Below are 15,867 nucleotides of genomic sequence, written 5' to 3'. Positions count from 1 at the left end.
CCGATTTCCTTCACCGTGACGACACAGTGACGATTTCTTGGGAAGAGGGCTACGCGGTCGGTCGCCTAAGACCTTGAAAACGTTGGTGGGCGCACAAGGATTCGAACCTTGGACCCGCTGATTAAGAGTCAGCTGCTCTACCAACTGAGCTATGCGCCCGCTCCGTCGCGGTTCGTGTTCTATAATGCGTTGGAAGCCGGATGTCTACGCCTGCTTTTCGTCATTTTCGCATTTCCTTCACACGTGCTCCGGCTTTGTGATTGGCGCCGGCGGCGGTGTGCCCGGCCCCGGCAACGCCGTGACCGCGCGGCGTGGATCGCTGCCTTGGGAAAGCACTTCGGGCGCGAGCGCACCAAGCGAAACGTAGATCTTGAGAAGGTCGTCCACCTTCATGTCATGCACGGGCGTGATGGCGCTATCGGACATGAAAACGAGGCCACCCGACATGGGAATCGGTGCGGCGGGCAGGTAGACGAGCCTGCGGCGCTCCCCGGCGATGGTGAAAAGTTGCTGGCTGGCAAGCAGCGCGAGAATGTCGACGCCCTGTGCGCCGTCGCCGAAAAACCGGCACGACACGACGCTCATGCTCGACAGGTCGCCCGGCGCGCCGGTCCTGTCGGTCGCGAGCCGCACGACGCGTGAAACCGGGCTGTAGATCGAGCGGATGAGCGGCACCCGCGAAAACAGGCTGTCCAGATAATTCTGGATGATGCTTTTCGCGCGCGTTTTCACGATCAGGCCGAGAAGCCAGATGCCGATAAGCGCGATGCCGATGCCAAGCCAGAACGCGAGCGTGTCCTGGCTGCCGCCGATCAGATAATTGCCGCCGCGCGTGAAGAGATCGCCGAGCACCGTGCCGGGACCGATGGCGCCGCGCACGAAATTGATGATCCACGCGACAATGAAGACCGTGAGGACAATCGGGAGTAGAAACAGCAGGCCCGCCAGAAACGAACCGATCACGCTGGTTCTCCAGACCTGGGAGATCCAGTTCAGCATGCGCGACACTCCTTCATCCAACGGGCTGTTCATGCGGCTTCATCGGGTTCGGTGCGGCCTCAGTATACCGCGAACACATAAACCATGCGTACCGTTTGTTGGTGGCAAAATATAGAGGCGCGCTGCGATGCGCTGAAAAGCGCGGGCGGATGCGGGCATGTTTGTTTGCAGCGCAGCACGGGAACGCGCCGAACAAGTTCGGCCGCGCCCTCCATGCGCGCCTGTGAAAAGCTGCGCGGGGTTCCTTTGCCCCGCCCCCGCGCGTGCTATATCTGTTCCATGGCATAGCCCGCCCACGCGGAGGCGAAGGCTGTGTTGCGAAGGTTGCCGATACTGCTTATAAAGCTAAGGTTGCGGTTCACGTGGCGCGCACTTTGAACTCAAAGCTGCGCGAGGGAGCTTTTTTTTCGCAACAAACAGAGTGTGTCACTAATTTCTGATTTTGGAGATTAAATTTGGCCGGCAAGGTTTTGAGTGTCGTAAACATGAAGGGCGGCGTCGGAAAAACATCGACGGTGATAGCCTTGGCTGAAACTCTTGCGACCGATCCCGCTTGTTCCGTGCTCGTGATCGACGTCGATACTCAAGCCAACGCGTCGTATTGTATTGCGGGAGACAGCGCGCTCACCGAAATCATCAAAAGCGACAAGACTATCGACGACTTTTTCTACTGGAGATTGGTTGAAAATGATCGACGTTCAATAGAACCCTATATCAATGAGAATATTAGTCTCGTCACTCATCTGAACCGGCCGCTCAAAATTTCACTTCTGGCTTCCTCTCCATATTTGAGAATTACAGAGCGGGAAATTATTTACAATCTTACCACAAGAAATCTGAGTATGGAGGCGATAGAGGGGCGGACAGTCAATCTCCTCACGCCTATGATGGATCAGTTGCGCCAAAGTTATGATTACATAATATTCGATTGCGCTCCGGGCATCTCGGCTTTCACGACCGCCGCGATGATGATATCCGATCACATCGTCGTTCCCACCATTCCTGATTTCCTCTCAACCCTCGGTGTGGCGGCTTTTACCGCGAGCATTTTAAAAGAGATCAGACAAAAAAGACCAGAGTTGTCCGCAAACGTCCTGATCGCAAGAAAAAACAACACGAGGCATCATGCTCAGTACCATAATATAATCATCGATAAAGCAAAATTGTCTTCCGGAACATTTGGTGTATTTGATACCGTGATACCGGAATCTACGGCAATGGCGCAGGCGATGAATTTGATAGACGGCACCTACACTCAGAAATATTCAAAACTTTCGGACGTGTTATCTAATCTCGCTGCAGAAATACGGGGCCTGAAATGACGACGAAAATCGACGGGGTTCAACTATTCAAAAACATAGCTCAACATGCTGAGCTTTTCAGGCCGATTGAAAAAGACATCATCACGTCGGCGTCGGCCTTGGTAGGAAAGTTTCTGAAACAAAAGAATCTCGACGTAGAAGCGTTGCGTTCATTGAGGGCGGCAATAACCGCCGATGTATTGCTGTTGACAATAGACGGTTTAAACGAAAGAGATGTCAGGACACTAACAAAAAAAGTGGATAAACACTACCCGGACTTGACCGAAGCCAGCGCGTCGACGCTGCGCGCCCACCTTTCCGATCTCGCCTCATCTGCCAAAGATATTCACGCGAAACCGGAAAAGGCGGGAAGCCCCAAGAAGTCAACAAACGCCGGGAAAGGCAAGAGCGCCAAAAAGCTAAAGGACGAAGCCGCCGCTTCGTGGCCGACCTCAATGGAAGCCACGCCCGGTCGCCGAAGAAAATAGGTATCGCTGCGTCGAAGCCTCAATCGCGGCCTGCGGCTGCGGCGGAATACTCGTTAGGAGGGCGGTGACTAAAGCCCCCAGGCAAACCCCACCGCCACCCCTTTGGAAAACCGTCGCCGCTTCGTGGCATGCCGGCCACCGCGTGCTATATCTGTTCCATGGCAACGAGTCTTAACATAGCAGCGGCCATCGCCGCATCGAACGCGCTGGCGCCCGAGCCGCCCTATCTCCAAGGTCTGAACGCCGAGCAGCGCGAGGCCGTGGAGCGGCTAGACGGGCCGGTGCTGGTGCTCGCGGGCGCGGGCACGGGCAAGACGCGCGTGCTCACAACGCGCATGGCGCATCTTCTGTGGACGCATCGCGCGCGGCCGAACGAAATCCTCGCCGTCACCTTCACCAACAAGGCGGCGCGTGAGATGAAGGAGCGCGTCGGCAAGCTTGTCGGCGGCGCGGTGGAGGGCATGCCGTGGCTTGGCACGTTCCACTCCATCGGCATGCGTATCTTGCGGCGCCACGCCGAGCTTGTCGGCCTCTCGCAGAATTTCACGATCCTCGACGTTGACGACCAGATCCGGCTCATCAAGCAGATCGTCCAGGCGGAGCGGCTCGACGACAAGCGCTGGCCCGCGCGGCAACTCGCGGGGCTGATCGACGGCTGGAAGAACAAGGGGCTCGTGCCGGAAAAGGTGCCCGCGGGCGAAGCATTTTCCTTCGCGAACGGGCGCGGCATCGAGCTTTACGCAGCCTATCAGAAGCGGCTCAAGGATCTGAACGCTGTCGATTTCGGCGATTTGCTGCTCGAAAATATCCGCCTGTTTCAGAATAACCCGGATATCCTGAAGCAATACCACCGTTGGTTCACCTACATCATGGTGGACGAGTATCAGGACACGAACGTCGCGCAGTATCTCTGGCTGCGCCTTCTCGCGCAGGGCAGCCGCAATATCTGCTGCGTCGGCGACGACGATCAGTCCATCTACGGCTGGCGCGGCGCGGAGGTGGACAACATCCTGCGTTTCGAGCAGGACTTCCCCGGCGCGCACGTCATCCGCCTCGAACAGAACTATCGCTCCACGCCGCACATTCTCGGCGCGGCCTCGAAGCTCATCGCGAACAATGCGGGGCGCCTCGGCAAGACGCTGCGCACCGGCATCGCGGACGCGGACATGGGCGAGAAGCTCGCTGTGCGCGGCATCTGGGACGACGACGAAGAGGCACGCCTCGCCGCCGAGGACATCGACCGCTTTCGCCGCGAGGGCATTGCGCTGAACGACATCGCGATCCTCGTTCGCGCGAGCTTCCAGATGCGAGCCTTTGAAGATCGCTTCGTGACCATGGGTATGCCGTACCGCGTCATCGGCGGCCCGCGCTTCTACGAGCGGCAGGAAATCAAGGACGCCATCGCCTATCTCGAAGTGCTGCAAAATCCGGCGGCCGATCTTCGCTTCGAGCGCATCGTCAACGTGCCGAAGCGCGGGCTTGGCGAGCAGGCCGTGCAGACCATCTTCGGCCACGCCCGCGCCGAAGGGCTGAGCCTGTTCCATGCCGCACGGCAGATCACCGAGACCGAGGAGTTGAAGCCCGCCGCGCGCCGGTCGCTGCGCGCGCTCACCGATTGCTTCGAGCGCTGGCGTAGCCTCATGGGCGCGATGCCGCACACGGAGCTTGCCGAACTCATCCTCGACGAGTCCGGCTACACCGAGATGTGGCAGAAAGACAAGTCTCCGCAGGCGCAAACGCGGCTCGAAAACCTGAAGGAACTCATCCGCTTCATGGATCAGTTCGACAGCCTGGCTGCGTTTCTGGAGCACGTTTCGCTCGTCATGGATGCCGATCAGGCGGCCGACGGCGACCGCGTCAGCCTCATGACGCTGCACGGCGCGAAGGGCCTTGAATTCGGCGTGGTGTTCCTGCCCGGCTGGGAGGAGGGGCTCTTTCCGCATCAGCGCGCGCTCGACGAGAACGGGCAGGAGGGGCTGGAGGAGGAGCGCCGCCTCGCCTATGTCGGCATCACGCGCGCGAAGCGGCGGCTCACCATCAGCTTCGCGCAGAACCGGCGCGTGCACGGCTCATGGCAATCGGCGCTGCCATCGCGCTTCCTCGACGAACTCGCGGTCGAGCATGCCGAACTCAAGATTGAGAGCGGCGGCTATGGTTACGGGCGGTTTGGTTCGGCGAATGGCGGCTATGGCGCGAGCCGGTTCGACGAACCCGAGGTTTCGCCATTCGATTACGAGGAGCGCGGCACGCCCGGCTGGAAGCGCGCGCAGACGAACTGGCGGAGCGAGGGCGCGGCGAAAAATCGTCAGCGGCCCGTTCCGCGTGAGATCGAGGGCGAGCTTGTGGCGAAAAGCGTCGCCGAGGTGTGCGCGTTCTCGGTCGGCCAGCGCATTTTCCACCAGAAGTTCGGCTATGGCCGCGTGGCCGAAATCGAGGGCAACAAGCTCACCGTCGATTTCGAGAAGGCCGGACAGAAGAAGGTTGTCGCGAGTTTCGTGGAGGCGGTTTGATTTAATCAAACAGCTTGACAGCTGTCCGTGTTCGGCGGCGTGTTGCAGGTGCGCACGGTGTTTTGGATGCGTCGCATCCGAACTGAAACGGGAACGGGGAATGGCGTTGAGCCAGAAGCCCCGACCGCCCCCGCGACTGTGAGCGGCGAGTAGCTTTCGATGGTGCCACTGGTACGGGCTTCAGCCCAGCCGGGAAGGCGGAAGGTTGCAGCGACCCGCGAGTCAGGAGACCGGCCGAGCGCATGACATCAACCTTTCGCGCCGTCGGGTGAGACGGCAGAGGAAAAATCCATGCATATTGAACCCGGTCTCGTGGACGGCGGGAAAATCTGGCTGAGCTATGCCACGGCGGCAGGCGCTGGCGGCTATGCCCTGAAACTCGCCTATGATTCGGCGCGTGAACGCGGAGTGCTGTCTCTGCTTTCGCGGAGCGCGGCGACAACCGCTCTTGTCTTCTCCTTCTTCGAGGTGCTGCCGCATTACCCGGTTGGCGTGTCGGAGGTGCACCTCATCCTCGGCTCGACGCTGTTCCTCATCTTCGGCGCCGCGCCGGCGGCAATAGGGCTCGCGCTCGGGCTCTTGGTACAGGGCCTGTTCTTTGCGCCCTTCGATCTGCCCCAGTACGGCATGAACGTGACCACGCTGCTCGTGCCTCTGTTCGGCCTTACGGTGCTGGGACGCCACATCATTGCTCCCCACACGCCGTATGTGGAGCTGAAATACTTGCAGGCGCTGGCCCTTTCGACAGCATATCAGGCGGGCATCGTGGCCTGGGTGGCGTTCTGGGCCTTCTACGGCCAGGGTTTCGGCATGGAGAATGTGACTGAGATCACCACGTTCGGCGGTGCTTATATGCTCGTCATATTGGTCGAACCGCTGGTCGACCTCGGCGTGCTCGCCGTGGCCAAGGCCCTACACCAGCTGAAAGGCAACGCCCTTCTGGAGCGCCGTCTCTTCGAAGGCGTCTGAGCCGAAAAGGAGGCGCTTTCGAGCGCCTCTTCTCCATCGGGCTTGTCGATCAATCGCTAAATATCCAGATCCCCGGCCTTCGCGGCGGCGTATCGGTCGCCGACCGCTTTCCAGTTCACCACGTCCCACCACGCTTTCAGGTAATCGGGCCGCCGGTTCTGATACTTCAGATAATAGGCGTGCTCCCAGACATCGTTGCCGAACAGCACGCGCGTTCCCTTCATCAGCGGCGTGTCCTGATTGGGCGCTGCGACGAGAGCCAGCTTGCCGTCCTTGTCGACTGTTACGAAGACCCAGCCGGACCCGAAGACTTTGGCTCCGGCCGTGTTCAACTGCTCCTTCAGCTTGTCGAGTCCGCCGAAATCGCGGTCGATGGCGGCCTTCAAATCGCCCTGCGGCTCGCCGCCGTCCTTGGCCATAACCTGCCAGAACATCGTGTGATTGGCATGCCCGCCCGCATTGTTGCGCACGGTCGTGCGGATGGTGTCGGGTATCTCATCGAGTTTCGCCAGGATCTGCGAAAGCGGCCACTCCGCGATCTCCGGGTGATCCTTGAGCGCGGCGTTCAGGTTGTTCACATAGGCTGCATGATGCTTGTCGTGATGGAGTTCCATCGTCTTGGCGTCGATCGTCGGCTCAAGCGCATCGAATGCATAGGGCAAAGGGGGGAGCTTGAACGGGCCGGACGCTTGAGCGAAGGACCGATCAATCACTATGAACGTGGAAAAGGCCGCTGCTCCTGTGAGGAAAGCCCTGCGATTCACGGCGATCATTCTGGCTCCTTTCGGCGTGACACGGATCGATGCAGCTCTCGCTGCCGTCCGATAACGGCCAAGGTGGCCTCAGGGTCCATCGCGAGGGACGGCTATTAGCGAAAGGATCAGCCGCGATGACGGTGCGAGGTTCAGCCTATGCCGAAGCGGCCTCACGAAGCGCGCCGTTCTCAAGCCTCACCCATCGGTTCGCGACTTTCGCAAGAAAATCGCGGTCGTGGGAGACGATAACCATGGCCTGCGGCAGGCTGTTCAGAATGTCGACCATCCGTTCCTCGGTCTCTGTATCGAGGGCAGTCGTCGGCTCGTCGAGAAGCAGAACCTCCGGCTCCATCGCGAGCACCGCCGCAAGCGCGACAAGCCGCTTCTGACCGCCCGAAAGTTTGTATGTGATCCGGTCCTCGAAGCCTTGAAGCCCGAGGCGAGCGAGGGTGCGGCGCGTGATCTCGCGGGCTTCGGCGCGAGACTTGCCGAGGTTGAGCGGGCCGAAAGCGACATCCTCCGCAACGGTCGGGCAGAAAAGCTGGTCGTCGGCATCCTGAAACAACAGGCCAGCGCGGCGGCGCACTTCAGGGAAATCCCCCTCGCTGGTCCTGCTCTTGCCGAACGCCTCTATCGTTCCCGCCGAAGGCTTGGCGAGGCCGACCATCACATGCAGGAAGGTCGTCTTGCCAGCGCCATTCGGCCCCGTCACGGCGACGCGTTCGCCCGCATGCAGCACGAAATCGGCGCCGCGAAGCACGGGGCGTTCCCTGTCGTAGGCGAAGCTCACGCCGGAGAGACGCAGCAGTTCCGGGCTCACTGGATACCCACGAGCGCGAGGCCGAGGCAGACGCCGACCGACGCCCCGGCAAAGGCTCCATCCCGCCACGAAAGCGGGGCGTTTTCGGTAAGGGCGGGAAACGTCCCGTTGAAGCCCCGGCATCGCATCGCGGCCACGATCCGCTCCGAACGCTCGATGCTGCGCACAAGCAGCATGCCGACTAGATAGCCGACGCTTCGCCACGTATGCAGGTCGCACCGCATGCGAAACCCGCGCGCTTTCATGGCGACGCGCAGCCGCCGGTACTCACGCCCGAGAACGTCGATGTAACGCAGGGTGAAGAGGAACAGGAGAACGAATTTGTTCGGCAGGCGCAGGCGGTTCATCGCGCGGCCGAGGAGCGCGGGCTCCATGGACGAAAGCAGCGCAAGGATCATGAGCACGACGACGTTCGCTTTCAGGAGGATCATTGTTCCGAGGAGCGCGCCTTCGCGGCTGGCGGGCAGTCCGGCGACCGAGAACAAAGGCTCTCCAGGCGTGGAGAATGGCAGCATCGCCAGCACCATCAGCATGAAACCGTCGAGCGCGGCCATACGCCGGAGCGCAGTTCCGAGGCTCTGCCGGGCAGCCGCGACCGCGAGCGCCGCAATCCCGAGCGCGAGCGAAAGCGCGGCGAGGCTATTCAGGCTCACGACGACGAGGCAGAAGACCGCGCATACGAGGAGGCGAATGCCCGGATCGACGGATTGGACGAAGTTCCGCCGATCGTCGCCCGACCGCGAACCGGCCAGAGCGACGGCACCGTCGCAGCCGCACTCGTTCACCGCGCCGGTCTGCTCTCCCGCGAGGCTCATTGCGCGCCCCTCGTCACATCGGAAGCGCCGGTGCCCGCCCGCTTGCGCCGCTGAGCAAGACCGAAGGCAAGGCCGCCGAGACCCAGGATGTAGCCCAGGCCGCCCAGCACGTCATGCAACCGGATCTTTTCCTGATACGCGTCGATCTGTTCGCGCAACGGGCGGATCTGGCGGGCAATGCTTCGGTCGATGAAAGCCTTAAGGTCGGCATCCTCGCCAGTTCGGGAAGCGGCCGGGGCAGCCGCGATTGGTGCGCCTGTCCGCTCGGCCGAAGGTTTCGCTGCGGCTGCGTCGCCGCCGCTGGCCAAGGTTTGCGGCAACTCGTCGGCCGCCACGGTGTAGCTCGCGACGTGGCCGTCTCTACCATCGACGGTGATGACATGATCGACCCGGCGCGTGGCGTCGTAACGAAAATTTCCCTCGTCGTCGGTCGTCGTCTTGCCGAGAACCGTTCCGTCCGGGCTTGCTACCGTGACCTCCGACTGCCGCGCGCGCCCACCGGTGCCAAAATACGCGTAACCCTCGATCGCCGCGCCCGTGGCTGTGGCGAATACCTTGAGCTTGTGCGCCTCCGCTACGCCCCCGAACATCAGAAGCATGACGGTGACAAGGACGGGGATCGAAACTCTCGTCATTCGTGTGATCCCCTATGCCTGAAAGCCGAGCAGCGACGGCTTGACCCGGGACAGAAGCCCGATCACCGCCACGCTGAAAGCCGCCTCGATCAGGGCGACCGGCACATGCGCCACGACCACGAGCTTTGCTGCGGCGAAAAATTCCCTGCCGGACAGCGTGAGGACAGCCGCCACCATGATGGCGGTGAGGAGAACGCCGAGGCCGCCCGCCAGTCCGGCGCCCCAGAGCACGCGCTGCCGGTTCGCGCCATTACCGGCGACCGCTTGAAAGAGGTAGCAGCACAGAACCGCCGGTATGGCCATGTTCATGATGTTGACGCCGAGGACCACGAGGCCGCCGAAGCCGAACAGCACCGCCTGAAGCAGCAACGCGACGGCTATGGCCGGGAAAGCTGCCCATCCGAGCAAAATGCCGGTCAACCCATTCAGGATGAGGTGGACGGAAGTCGGGCCGACCGGGAAATGCACGAGCGAGGCGACGAAAAACACCGCTGCAAGGATGGCAACCTCGGGAATGCGTTCCTCGTCGAGGCGGCGAAGCGCGTAGCCGCAGCCCGCGAGGCTGACGGCCGCGCCTGCGATCAGAACCGGAGCGGACAGGACGCCGTCGGGAATATGAGCCATGGTCATGCTCCGGGAAAGAACGGGACGCAGTCGGTGCGTCCCGTCGCCAAACTCACTTCATGTCGACCGCTTTGACCCAGATCGTGCCGCCAAGTTCGGCCTCGGCGGGTTTGCCGTCTGGCCCCTTCGTCTCGCCGTCGATAAGGGCGTTAAAGCCCCACCAGCCCGCTTTCGGGAGGGCGTAGGCGAAGACGCCGTTGTCGTCGGCCTTGACGACCTGGGTTACGAATGGATCGGAGGGGGCCTTCACCGAGCCGTCATTCGCCCATTCGATCTCGACGACAGCGCCCGGCACCGGCTTGCCGTCCTTGCGGACTACGCCTCGGAAAAGGTTGCCCGTCCACACACCGTAGGGGCGGCTCAATGGCTCAATTTCCACCGGCAAGCCGACCAGCTTGTCCCAGCCCTCGCCCGATCCGAAGTCAACGACAACCTTCGTGTAATGGATCAGAAAGTGCTTCTCGCCCTCGTCCCAGTAGGGGGCGGGCTCAAGGAAAAACACATAGTCGCCGGGCTTCTTGATCTGGTAGGTCGCTTCGAACACCTTCTTGCCGGAAAAATCGACCGGCTTCAGCGAAGATTTCAGGTCTACTTTCTCGCCGTCTGCGAGAACGCCGAATTGCTGCGGCTGTCCCATATCCATGGTCGGGCCGCCTTCCATCGGATGCGTGAAGATGGCCTGAAGCTTGACCTTGCGATCGCCCTCATCGGCAACGATGTCGGTGGACGGCAGAAGCTCCTGAAAATGCGCATGGGCGGCGGCTGAACAAAACAAAAGCGCGGCAACCGAAGTTGCAGCAAGGCCCGCAGGAACACGCATGAACTCCCCCTCGTATGAGTTATGAAGATTTTATCATTTTTCATACCCGCCATCGGGAGTCAACGCGACGTTGGAGTAACCCAAGGTGCCCCTTTGCATGTCCATGCCGCACAAGGCCGATCTGGTCTATACTATGCAGTGAATTCCACATTTGATTCACGCCCGCTGGTGGCACTGTCATCAAATGAAAAATTCGAAACCGCACTAGAATTAATTGGTTGTTAGTGCTCTTGAGGCGGTTGCTGGAGAGCGTGCAGCAATGTGGACCAAAAATATGCGCCAGAGCACTAGACCCGTTAAGGCCGCGACGGAAGGACGACGCATGGAACGAGTTACGATCTCCCTAGATGAGGATCTACTCGGGCAATTTGACAGCTATCTGGAGAAAAGGGGCTACTCCAGCCGCTCGGAGGCGATCCGAGACCTCCTGCGCGACAGGCTGGAGCAGGAGAAACTGGCCGAAGACAAGGCAGAAGACGCCGTAGCCTGCCTTTCTTACGTATATAATCACGAACAGCGTGAATTGTCGCGCCGTCTGGCGAAGACACAGCACGCCCATCACCATCTCGTGCTTTCAACGCTTCACGTTCATCTCGATCATGAAAACTGCCTCGAAGTTGCGCTGCTCAAGGGAAATACGCGCGACGTCCGAAAGCTTGCGGAAGCCACGATGGCCGAAACCGGTGTGCGTCACGGCAATCTGCACATCGTTCCGGACGACATGACGAGGAGCCATCATATCGACCGGCGGATGCATTCTCGACGCTTCGCCCGGGCGACATCGTCGTGATGGACCAGCTCGTGCATGCGCTCAAGACGCCGATTGCCGTGTTCCCAACGAAGCGGGTGAGATGGCCTCGAAACGGCGCCACTTTTTTCCGCTTCTCTCTCGAACGTCTCTATCGGCGCAAGAGCGGCGGCATCGCTGCGATGCCGGATTTACCGGCAGCAGAGGAGTAAGGGCGCCTATTCGCGCCAGTCTCGCGGGCTTTTGCGCTCCTGTCCGGGGCCTTTACAAAAAATCTCATAGAGGAGAGCGATCACCCGTTTGATGTCGTCGTCCGCGATGCTGTAGTAGACGGTTTTCCCATCCCTCCTCGTGGTCACAAGACCGTCCAACCTGAGACGGGCGAGTTGTTGGGAAATGGTGGGTTGACGGAGCGATAGCGAATTTTCCAGGTCTGTGACTGAGCGTTCTCCTTCCGAGAGGAGGCAGAGAAGAAGCAGCCTCGTCTCGTGTGAGAGAGCCTTCAAAAAATCGGTGGCGAGACGTGCGTTCCGCACCATGTCATCGAGCTTGGGCGGACCGTCGGCGCGCTCTTCCGATTTGATCCCCAGATCGACCGGGATCGTAGCGTCTTCGCTTGTCATGGAATGTGGTCCGCGCTCAATTTTCATCTGTTACTATTAGCCTGACATAGGTATATATGAATATGATGCGCTGTTAAGCAAGGGCACCGTTCTTTTTGGATGAAGCCCTGTGACCGAAAGGCAAAGGCATCCACTAGCGGCTTGTCTCACGAGGTGGTGAGCTTCGCGAGGCGCGAAGGCACATCCGCCGCGAGTCCGACGATTGATGATGCCGACCGCAATAGCAATAGGCGCAGCAATATTTATGCCTGAGCCGCGGAAACGCAAAGGCACAAGAAGCAAGGAGGAAAAAGATGCACTCCTATCCCGTCGACATCACGCAAAAGCCTGGCGTCGAACCTTTCTTCGATGCCGAAACGAATACGATCAGCTATGTGGTGCGCGACCGTGCCTCGAACGACTGCGCCGTCATCGATGCTGTCATGGGTTTCGACTACTCCGCAGGGCGGCTCGGCTTCGAATCCGCAGACAAGATTATCGATTTTATCCGGGCGCAGGGCTTGCGGCTGGAGTGGCTGATCGAAACGCACGCTCATGCCGATCATTTGTCCGCCGCGCCATACATTCAGGAAAAGCTCGGCGGTGAGATCTGTATTGGAGAGAACATCCGGGCAGTCCAGGAGGTGTTCGGCGGGGTCTTCAACGAAGGCATTAAGTTTCGCCGCGACGGCAGCCAGTTCGACCGCCTCTTCGAGGACGGCGACTCTTATAAAATCGGAACGCTCAACGCGTTCGCGATGTCTACGCCGGGGCACACACCGGCGTGCATGACCCATGTTATCGGCGACGCCGCTTTCGTGGGCGACACACTGTTCATGCCGGACGGAGGCACGGCGCGCGCCGATTTTCCCGGTGGCGATCCGAGGCAACTCTTCCGGTCGATCAAGAAGGTGCTTAGCCTTCCGTCCGAGATGCGTCTGTTCATGTGCCACGATTATGCCCCGAACGGCCGGGAAATCCGCTGGGAAACAACGGTAGCCGAAGAACGCGCGAAGAACATCCACGTTCGCGACGGTATCACCGAAGATGAATTCGTCGAGATGCGAACAGCCCGCGATAAGACCCTCGGCATGCCTAAGCTGATCATCCCGTCGATCCAGGTCAACATCCGCGGCGGGCGCATGCCCGAGCCCGAGACCGATGGCAAAACCTTCCTGAAGGTACCCGTCAATGTACTCTGAGAAGGTGACCGGCCGAGGTGACAACCACGGTTTCGGGGATGTGACAGCGGTGAAAACGCAAACCTGCGCGGTGGCGCTCGCACGCACCTGCCCGCCGAAGTCGGCATCATGATTTCTGACATGCTGGCCTTCGGATCGGGCGCGCTGGTCGGCTTCGTCCTCGGACTCATCGGCGGCGGCGGGTCGGTGCTGGCCGTGCCGCTGCTCGTCTATGTCGTCGGCGTGAAATCGCCGCATATCGCCATCGGAACGAGCGCAATTGCGGTTGCGCTAAGTGCCTTCTTCAACCTCATTCAGCATGCACGCGCGCGAAACGTGAAATGGCAATGCGCGAGCGTTTTCGCCATCGCCGGAGTCGCCGGTGCATTTCTCGGCTCAAGCATCGGCAAAGCCTTCGACGGTCAGAAGCTGCTTCTGCTTTTCGGCATCGTCATGATTGTGATCGCCGTTTTCATGGCCGCCAAGAAAGGGACCATGGGCAGTCCCGACGTGAAACTCACGAGCGCTTCGGCACAGAGACTGCTGCCGCGGCTCTCATCCTATGGATTTGGCGTTGGAACCGTCTCGGGCTTTTTCGGCATAGGCGGCGGCTTCCTGGTTGTGCCGGGCATCATGGCGGCCACCGATATGCCCATGCTTGCGGCGGTTGGATCTTCGCTTGTCTCGGTGACGGCATTCGGCCTCACGACGGCGGCGAACTACGCGGCTTCGGGTCTGATCGATTGGGCGCTCGCGGCTGTGTTCATCGGCGGCGGAATTGTCGGCGGCTTTTTCGGACTGCGCGCGGCCGAACGCCTCTCGGGGGGAAAGCAGACACTGAGGCTCGTCTTCGCGGCCATCGTTGCCGCCGTCGGCGTTTACGTCGCCGCGCGTGGAGTCATGACCATCACCGGCGCATGATGGCTGCACGCTGATTTGAACCTGAAACCTGGGGGGAGCAGACATGTTTGGGAAGGCGTGGAACGACGGCCGCGCAGCTTTTGGAATATATGCGCCGGGCCTCATGCTGAGCATCGTTATCGCAATGGCGGCGACCTCCATCTCCATCGGTTATGGCGGCCCGACAATCCTGTTCGCCCTTCTCCTCGGCATGGCTTTCAATTTCGTCACGCAGGATGCCCGTTATGCGCCCGGGCTACAATTCGCCGCGAGGGAAATCCTGCGCGTCGGCGTAGCGCTTCTCGGTGCGCGCATCACCGCCACGCAAATCACGGGGCTTGGGTGGTCAACCCTTGGTGGAGTCACTGCGGCCGTCGTGCTTACCATCATTTTTGGCCTTCTCGCCGCCCCGATCGCAGGCATGACGAGGCGCTTCGGCGTCCTGACCGCAGGGGCTGTTGCCATTTGCGGAGCGTCGGCCGCAGCTGCAATCGCCGCCGTGTTACGTCGCGACGAGAACCACGAGCGCGACATGGCTTTCACCATCATCGCCGTCACGACGCTTAGCACGGTCTGCATGGTGCTTTACCCGCTCATCACGAAACTTCTTCATTTCGACCACGCTGATTCCGGCGTTTTCCTCGGCGGGACGATCCATGACGTGGCACAGGTTGTCGGCGCGGGCTATAGCGTCTCGCCCGAGACGGGAGACGTGGCAACGATCGTCAAGCTCTTGCGTGTCGCTCTCCTGCTGCCAGTCGTGGTTGTCATCACCCTCGTCGAGCGGCAGTCCAACGGAACTGCCAGCGGGGGGCGCACCAAGCTGATCCCAAACTTCCTGCTGGTCTTCATCGCGATCGTGACGCTCAACAGCTTCGGACTTCTTCCAAGCTCCGTTCAATCCGAGATGAGCGACGCGTCTCGCTGGTGCATCGTGATTTCCATCGCGGCACTCGGCATCAAGACGTCGCTGGCGGCGCTTGCAGAGGTGGGGCACCGCGCCATCATGCTTATGGTCCTGGAGACGATCTTTATCGCCTGTCTGGTGATGGCGCTGGTAAGGCTGAGTTAGGATGAACCCGCTTCCTTCGACATGCTGCGTCGAAACGGGTTCCAGGGCGGTGAACATTTGATTCACGCCCGCGCTCTGGCGCATACGTTTGCTTGACCGCGTGCGGCAACGTGGACCAAACGTATGCGCCAGAGCGCTAGTATGTCGGCCGCATCGATCCGATAATTCGCATCGCGAAGCCCGGCAAAAGGAAGGCGAGCCCCACCATCCAGAACGGCCTGCTCTTGAATTCGAGCAGCGAGGCCTCCTCAGTGATGCGGGGCTCCAGACCGACAACCATCCACAGCACCTGACAAACGAGGAAAAACGCGCCGAGGACGAGGAGAAGGCGGCCGGAAAAGCGCAACAGGCGCGTTCCCCAGCCTTTGAAAATCCAGATTACAAGACCCAGACCGCCAATGAGAAGCAAAACGCCTCCCACATAGCCTAGCGGCAACAGGAATGGCGTCACATATGACACCGCATCAAGCATGGCTTGCTTCAAAGCGTTTCCTCCGCATTTTTTTGCTATGGTGCCTAGTGTAATTGCGGGGTGGCAACTCTTCTTTCGTTCCACGAGGTGTCGGTGGCGAAGTCTTCGAGGCAGACGCGTTGAGTCGGCGCGCTGGTCTTTCGGATCGCCACGCGC

At 60.4% G+C, this 15,867-nt stretch carries 18 protein-coding genes, 1 tRNA gene and 1 riboswitch; of the genes, 9 read left to right on the top strand and 10 right to left on the bottom strand.

All coding sequences use genetic code 11. From position 1 onward, the window contains the following. Positions 1-83: 83 nt before the first annotated feature. Both T281_RS11545 and T281_RS11540 read right to left on the bottom strand, forming a co-directional pair. Positions 84-159: transfer RNA gene (locus T281_RS11545), tRNA-Lys, on the bottom strand. Positions 160-237: 78 nt separating this feature from the next. Further along, a complete protein-coding gene (locus T281_RS11540; RefSeq protein ID WP_037238864.1) occupies positions 238-999 on the bottom strand; it encodes a DUF502 domain-containing protein in 762 nt (253 codons plus the stop codon). 455 nt (positions 1,000-1,454) lie between these two features. On the opposite strand from T281_RS11540, the gene T281_RS11535 reads away from it, so the two are divergent. The 4 genes from T281_RS11535 (at position 1,455) to T281_RS11520 (ending at position 6,267) form a co-directional block, all read left to right on the top strand. Then, entirely contained in the window at positions 1,455-2,321 is an 867-nt protein-coding gene (locus T281_RS11535) for a ParA family protein (RefSeq protein WP_037238861.1), read from the top strand. Then, positions 2,318-2,788 (top strand): hypothetical protein, encoded by a 471-nt coding sequence (locus T281_RS11530; RefSeq protein WP_037238858.1) that lies wholly within the window; start codon positions 2,318-2,320, stop codon positions 2,786-2,788. Before T281_RS11535 ends, T281_RS11530 begins: the two co-directional genes overlap by 4 nt. Positions 2,789-2,916: 128 nt before the next feature. After that, positions 2,917-5,298: an ATP-dependent helicase gene (locus T281_RS11525; protein WP_052037404.1), complete on the top strand. Its 2,382-nt coding sequence runs from the start codon at positions 2,917-2,919 to the stop codon at positions 5,296-5,298. A gap of 38 nt (positions 5,299-5,336) precedes the next feature. Further along, positions 5,337-5,551: riboswitch (cobalamin riboswitch) on the top strand. A 38-nt stretch (positions 5,552-5,589) separates the two neighbouring features. Next, on the top strand, positions 5,590-6,267 hold the full coding sequence (locus T281_RS11520) for an energy-coupling factor ABC transporter permease (protein ID WP_037238856.1): 678 nt from the start codon (positions 5,590-5,592) through the stop codon (positions 6,265-6,267). Between the two features lie 56 nt (positions 6,268-6,323). Here the strand turns inward: T281_RS11520 and T281_RS11515 are convergent, their stop codons facing one another. The 6 genes from T281_RS11515 to T281_RS11490 all read right to left on the bottom strand — a co-directional run bounded on the left by T281_RS11515 (position 6,324) and on the right by T281_RS11490 (position 10,736). Next, entirely contained in the window at positions 6,324-7,040 is a 717-nt protein-coding gene (locus T281_RS11515; RefSeq protein ID WP_037238853.1) for a superoxide dismutase, read from the bottom strand. Positions 7,041-7,176: 136 nt separating this feature from the next. Continuing rightward, positions 7,177-7,842 carry an energy-coupling factor ABC transporter ATP-binding protein gene (locus tag T281_RS11510; RefSeq protein ID WP_037238838.1) on the bottom strand — a complete coding sequence of 222 codons (666 nt, stop codon included), beginning with the start codon at positions 7,840-7,842 and terminating at the stop codon, positions 7,177-7,179. Beyond that, positions 7,839-8,657 (bottom strand): cobalt ECF transporter T component CbiQ, encoded by an 819-nt coding sequence (gene cbiQ, locus T281_RS11505; protein ID WP_037238835.1) that lies wholly within the window; start codon positions 8,655-8,657, stop codon positions 7,839-7,841. Before cbiQ ends, T281_RS11510 begins: the two co-directional genes overlap by 4 nt. Continuing rightward, positions 8,654-9,292, bottom strand: a complete 639-nt coding sequence (locus T281_RS11500) for a hypothetical protein (RefSeq protein WP_037238832.1) — start codon at positions 9,290-9,292, stop codon at positions 8,654-8,656. Before T281_RS11500 ends, cbiQ begins: the two co-directional genes overlap by 4 nt. Positions 9,293-9,304: 12 nt before the next feature. Next, complete coding sequence (gene cbiM / locus T281_RS11495) at positions 9,305-9,916, bottom strand: cobalt transporter CbiM (protein ID WP_037238829.1); 612 nt, start codon at positions 9,914-9,916, stop codon at positions 9,305-9,307. A gap of 52 nt (positions 9,917-9,968) precedes the next feature. Next, complete coding sequence (locus T281_RS11490; protein WP_037238826.1) at positions 9,969-10,736, bottom strand: DUF4198 domain-containing protein; 768 nt, start codon at positions 10,734-10,736, stop codon at positions 9,969-9,971. 322 nt (positions 10,737-11,058) lie between these two features. On the opposite strand from T281_RS11490, the gene nikR reads away from it, so the two are divergent. After that, complete coding sequence (gene nikR, locus T281_RS18315) at positions 11,059-11,526, top strand: nickel-responsive transcriptional regulator NikR (RefSeq protein WP_081796752.1); 468 nt, start codon at positions 11,059-11,061, stop codon at positions 11,524-11,526. Beyond that, a complete protein-coding gene (locus T281_RS18790; protein ID WP_155955217.1) occupies positions 11,526-11,696 on the top strand; it encodes a hypothetical protein in 171 nt (56 codons plus the stop codon). The genes nikR and T281_RS18790 overlap by 1 nt, the downstream gene beginning before the upstream one ends. 6 nt (positions 11,697-11,702) lie before the next feature. On the opposite strand, the gene T281_RS11475 is transcribed toward T281_RS18790, so the two are convergent. Next, positions 11,703-12,107, bottom strand: a complete 405-nt coding sequence (locus T281_RS11475; RefSeq protein WP_037238817.1) for an ArsR/SmtB family transcription factor — start codon at positions 12,105-12,107, stop codon at positions 11,703-11,705. A gap of 293 nt (positions 12,108-12,400) precedes the next feature. On the opposite strand from T281_RS11475, the gene T281_RS11470 reads away from it, so the two are divergent. The 3 genes from T281_RS11470 to T281_RS11460 all read left to right on the top strand — a co-directional run bounded on the left by T281_RS11470 (position 12,401) and on the right by T281_RS11460 (position 15,239). Then, a complete protein-coding gene (locus T281_RS11470; RefSeq protein WP_037238815.1) occupies positions 12,401-13,288 on the top strand; it encodes an MBL fold metallo-hydrolase in 888 nt (295 codons plus the stop codon). Positions 13,289-13,396: 108 nt separating this feature from the next. After that, positions 13,397-14,188 (top strand): sulfite exporter TauE/SafE family protein, encoded by a 792-nt coding sequence (locus T281_RS11465; RefSeq protein ID WP_037238812.1) that lies wholly within the window; start codon positions 13,397-13,399, stop codon positions 14,186-14,188. A gap of 103 nt (positions 14,189-14,291) precedes the next feature. After that, positions 14,292-15,239 (top strand): YeiH family protein, encoded by a 948-nt coding sequence (locus T281_RS11460; protein WP_245269227.1) that lies wholly within the window; start codon positions 14,292-14,294, stop codon positions 15,237-15,239. A gap of 136 nt (positions 15,240-15,375) precedes the next feature. Here T281_RS11460 and T281_RS11455 read toward each other — a convergent pair whose 3' ends face one another. Then, a complete protein-coding gene (locus T281_RS11455; protein ID WP_037238806.1) occupies positions 15,376-15,711 on the bottom strand; it encodes a hypothetical protein in 336 nt (111 codons plus the stop codon). Positions 15,712-15,867 lie beyond the last annotated feature (156 nt).

The sequence above is a fragment of the Rhodomicrobium udaipurense JA643 genome, assembly GCF_000636015.1.
Classification (GTDB): Bacteria; Pseudomonadota; Alphaproteobacteria; order Rhizobiales; family Rhodomicrobiaceae; genus Rhodomicrobium; species Rhodomicrobium udaipurense.
This window is presented reverse-complemented; position numbering and strand designations above follow the sequence as displayed.

What these genes read in the sequence shown, in the direction of transcription:
- T281_RS11540 (WP_037238864.1), bottom strand. Translation starts at nt 999, where the DNA reads ATGCTGAACTGGATCTCCCAGGTCTGGAGAACCAGCGTGATCGGTTCG.
- T281_RS11530 (WP_037238858.1), top strand. Translation starts at nt 2,318, where the DNA reads ATGACGACGAAAATCGACGGGGTTCAACTATTCAAAAACATAGCTCAA.
- T281_RS11525 (WP_052037404.1), top strand. Translation starts at nt 2,917, where the DNA reads ATGCCGGCCACCGCGTGCTATATCTGTTCCATGGCAACGAGTCTTAAC.
- T281_RS11520 (WP_037238856.1), top strand. Translation starts at nt 5,590, where the DNA reads ATGCATATTGAACCCGGTCTCGTGGACGGCGGGAAAATCTGGCTGAGC.
- T281_RS11515 (WP_037238853.1), bottom strand. Translation starts at nt 7,040, where the DNA reads ATGATCGCCGTGAATCGCAGGGCTTTCCTCACAGGAGCAGCGGCCTTT.
- cbiQ (WP_037238835.1), bottom strand. Translation starts at nt 8,657, where the DNA reads ATGAGCCTCGCGGGAGAGCAGACCGGCGCGGTGAACGAGTGCGGCTGC.
- T281_RS11500 (WP_037238832.1), bottom strand. Translation starts at nt 9,292, where the DNA reads ATGACGAGAGTTTCGATCCCCGTCCTTGTCACCGTCATGCTTCTGATG.
- cbiM (WP_037238829.1), bottom strand. Translation starts at nt 9,916, where the DNA reads ATGGCTCATATTCCCGACGGCGTCCTGTCCGCTCCGGTTCTGATCGCA.
- T281_RS11490 (WP_037238826.1), bottom strand. Translation starts at nt 10,736, where the DNA reads ATGCGTGTTCCTGCGGGCCTTGCTGCAACTTCGGTTGCCGCGCTTTTG.
- nikR (WP_081796752.1), top strand. Translation starts at nt 11,059, where the DNA reads ATGGAACGAGTTACGATCTCCCTAGATGAGGATCTACTCGGGCAATTT.
- T281_RS18790 (WP_155955217.1), top strand. Translation starts at nt 11,526, where the DNA reads ATGGACCAGCTCGTGCATGCGCTCAAGACGCCGATTGCCGTGTTCCCA.
- T281_RS11475 (WP_037238817.1), bottom strand. Translation starts at nt 12,107, where the DNA reads ATGACAAGCGAAGACGCTACGATCCCGGTCGATCTGGGGATCAAATCG.
- T281_RS11470 (WP_037238815.1), top strand. Translation starts at nt 12,401, where the DNA reads ATGCACTCCTATCCCGTCGACATCACGCAAAAGCCTGGCGTCGAACCT.
- T281_RS11465 (WP_037238812.1), top strand. Translation starts at nt 13,397, where the DNA reads ATGATTTCTGACATGCTGGCCTTCGGATCGGGCGCGCTGGTCGGCTTC.
- T281_RS11460 (WP_245269227.1), top strand. Translation starts at nt 14,292, where the DNA reads ATGCTGAGCATCGTTATCGCAATGGCGGCGACCTCCATCTCCATCGGT.
- T281_RS11455 (WP_037238806.1), bottom strand. Translation starts at nt 15,711, where the DNA reads ATGCTTGATGCGGTGTCATATGTGACGCCATTCCTGTTGCCGCTAGGC.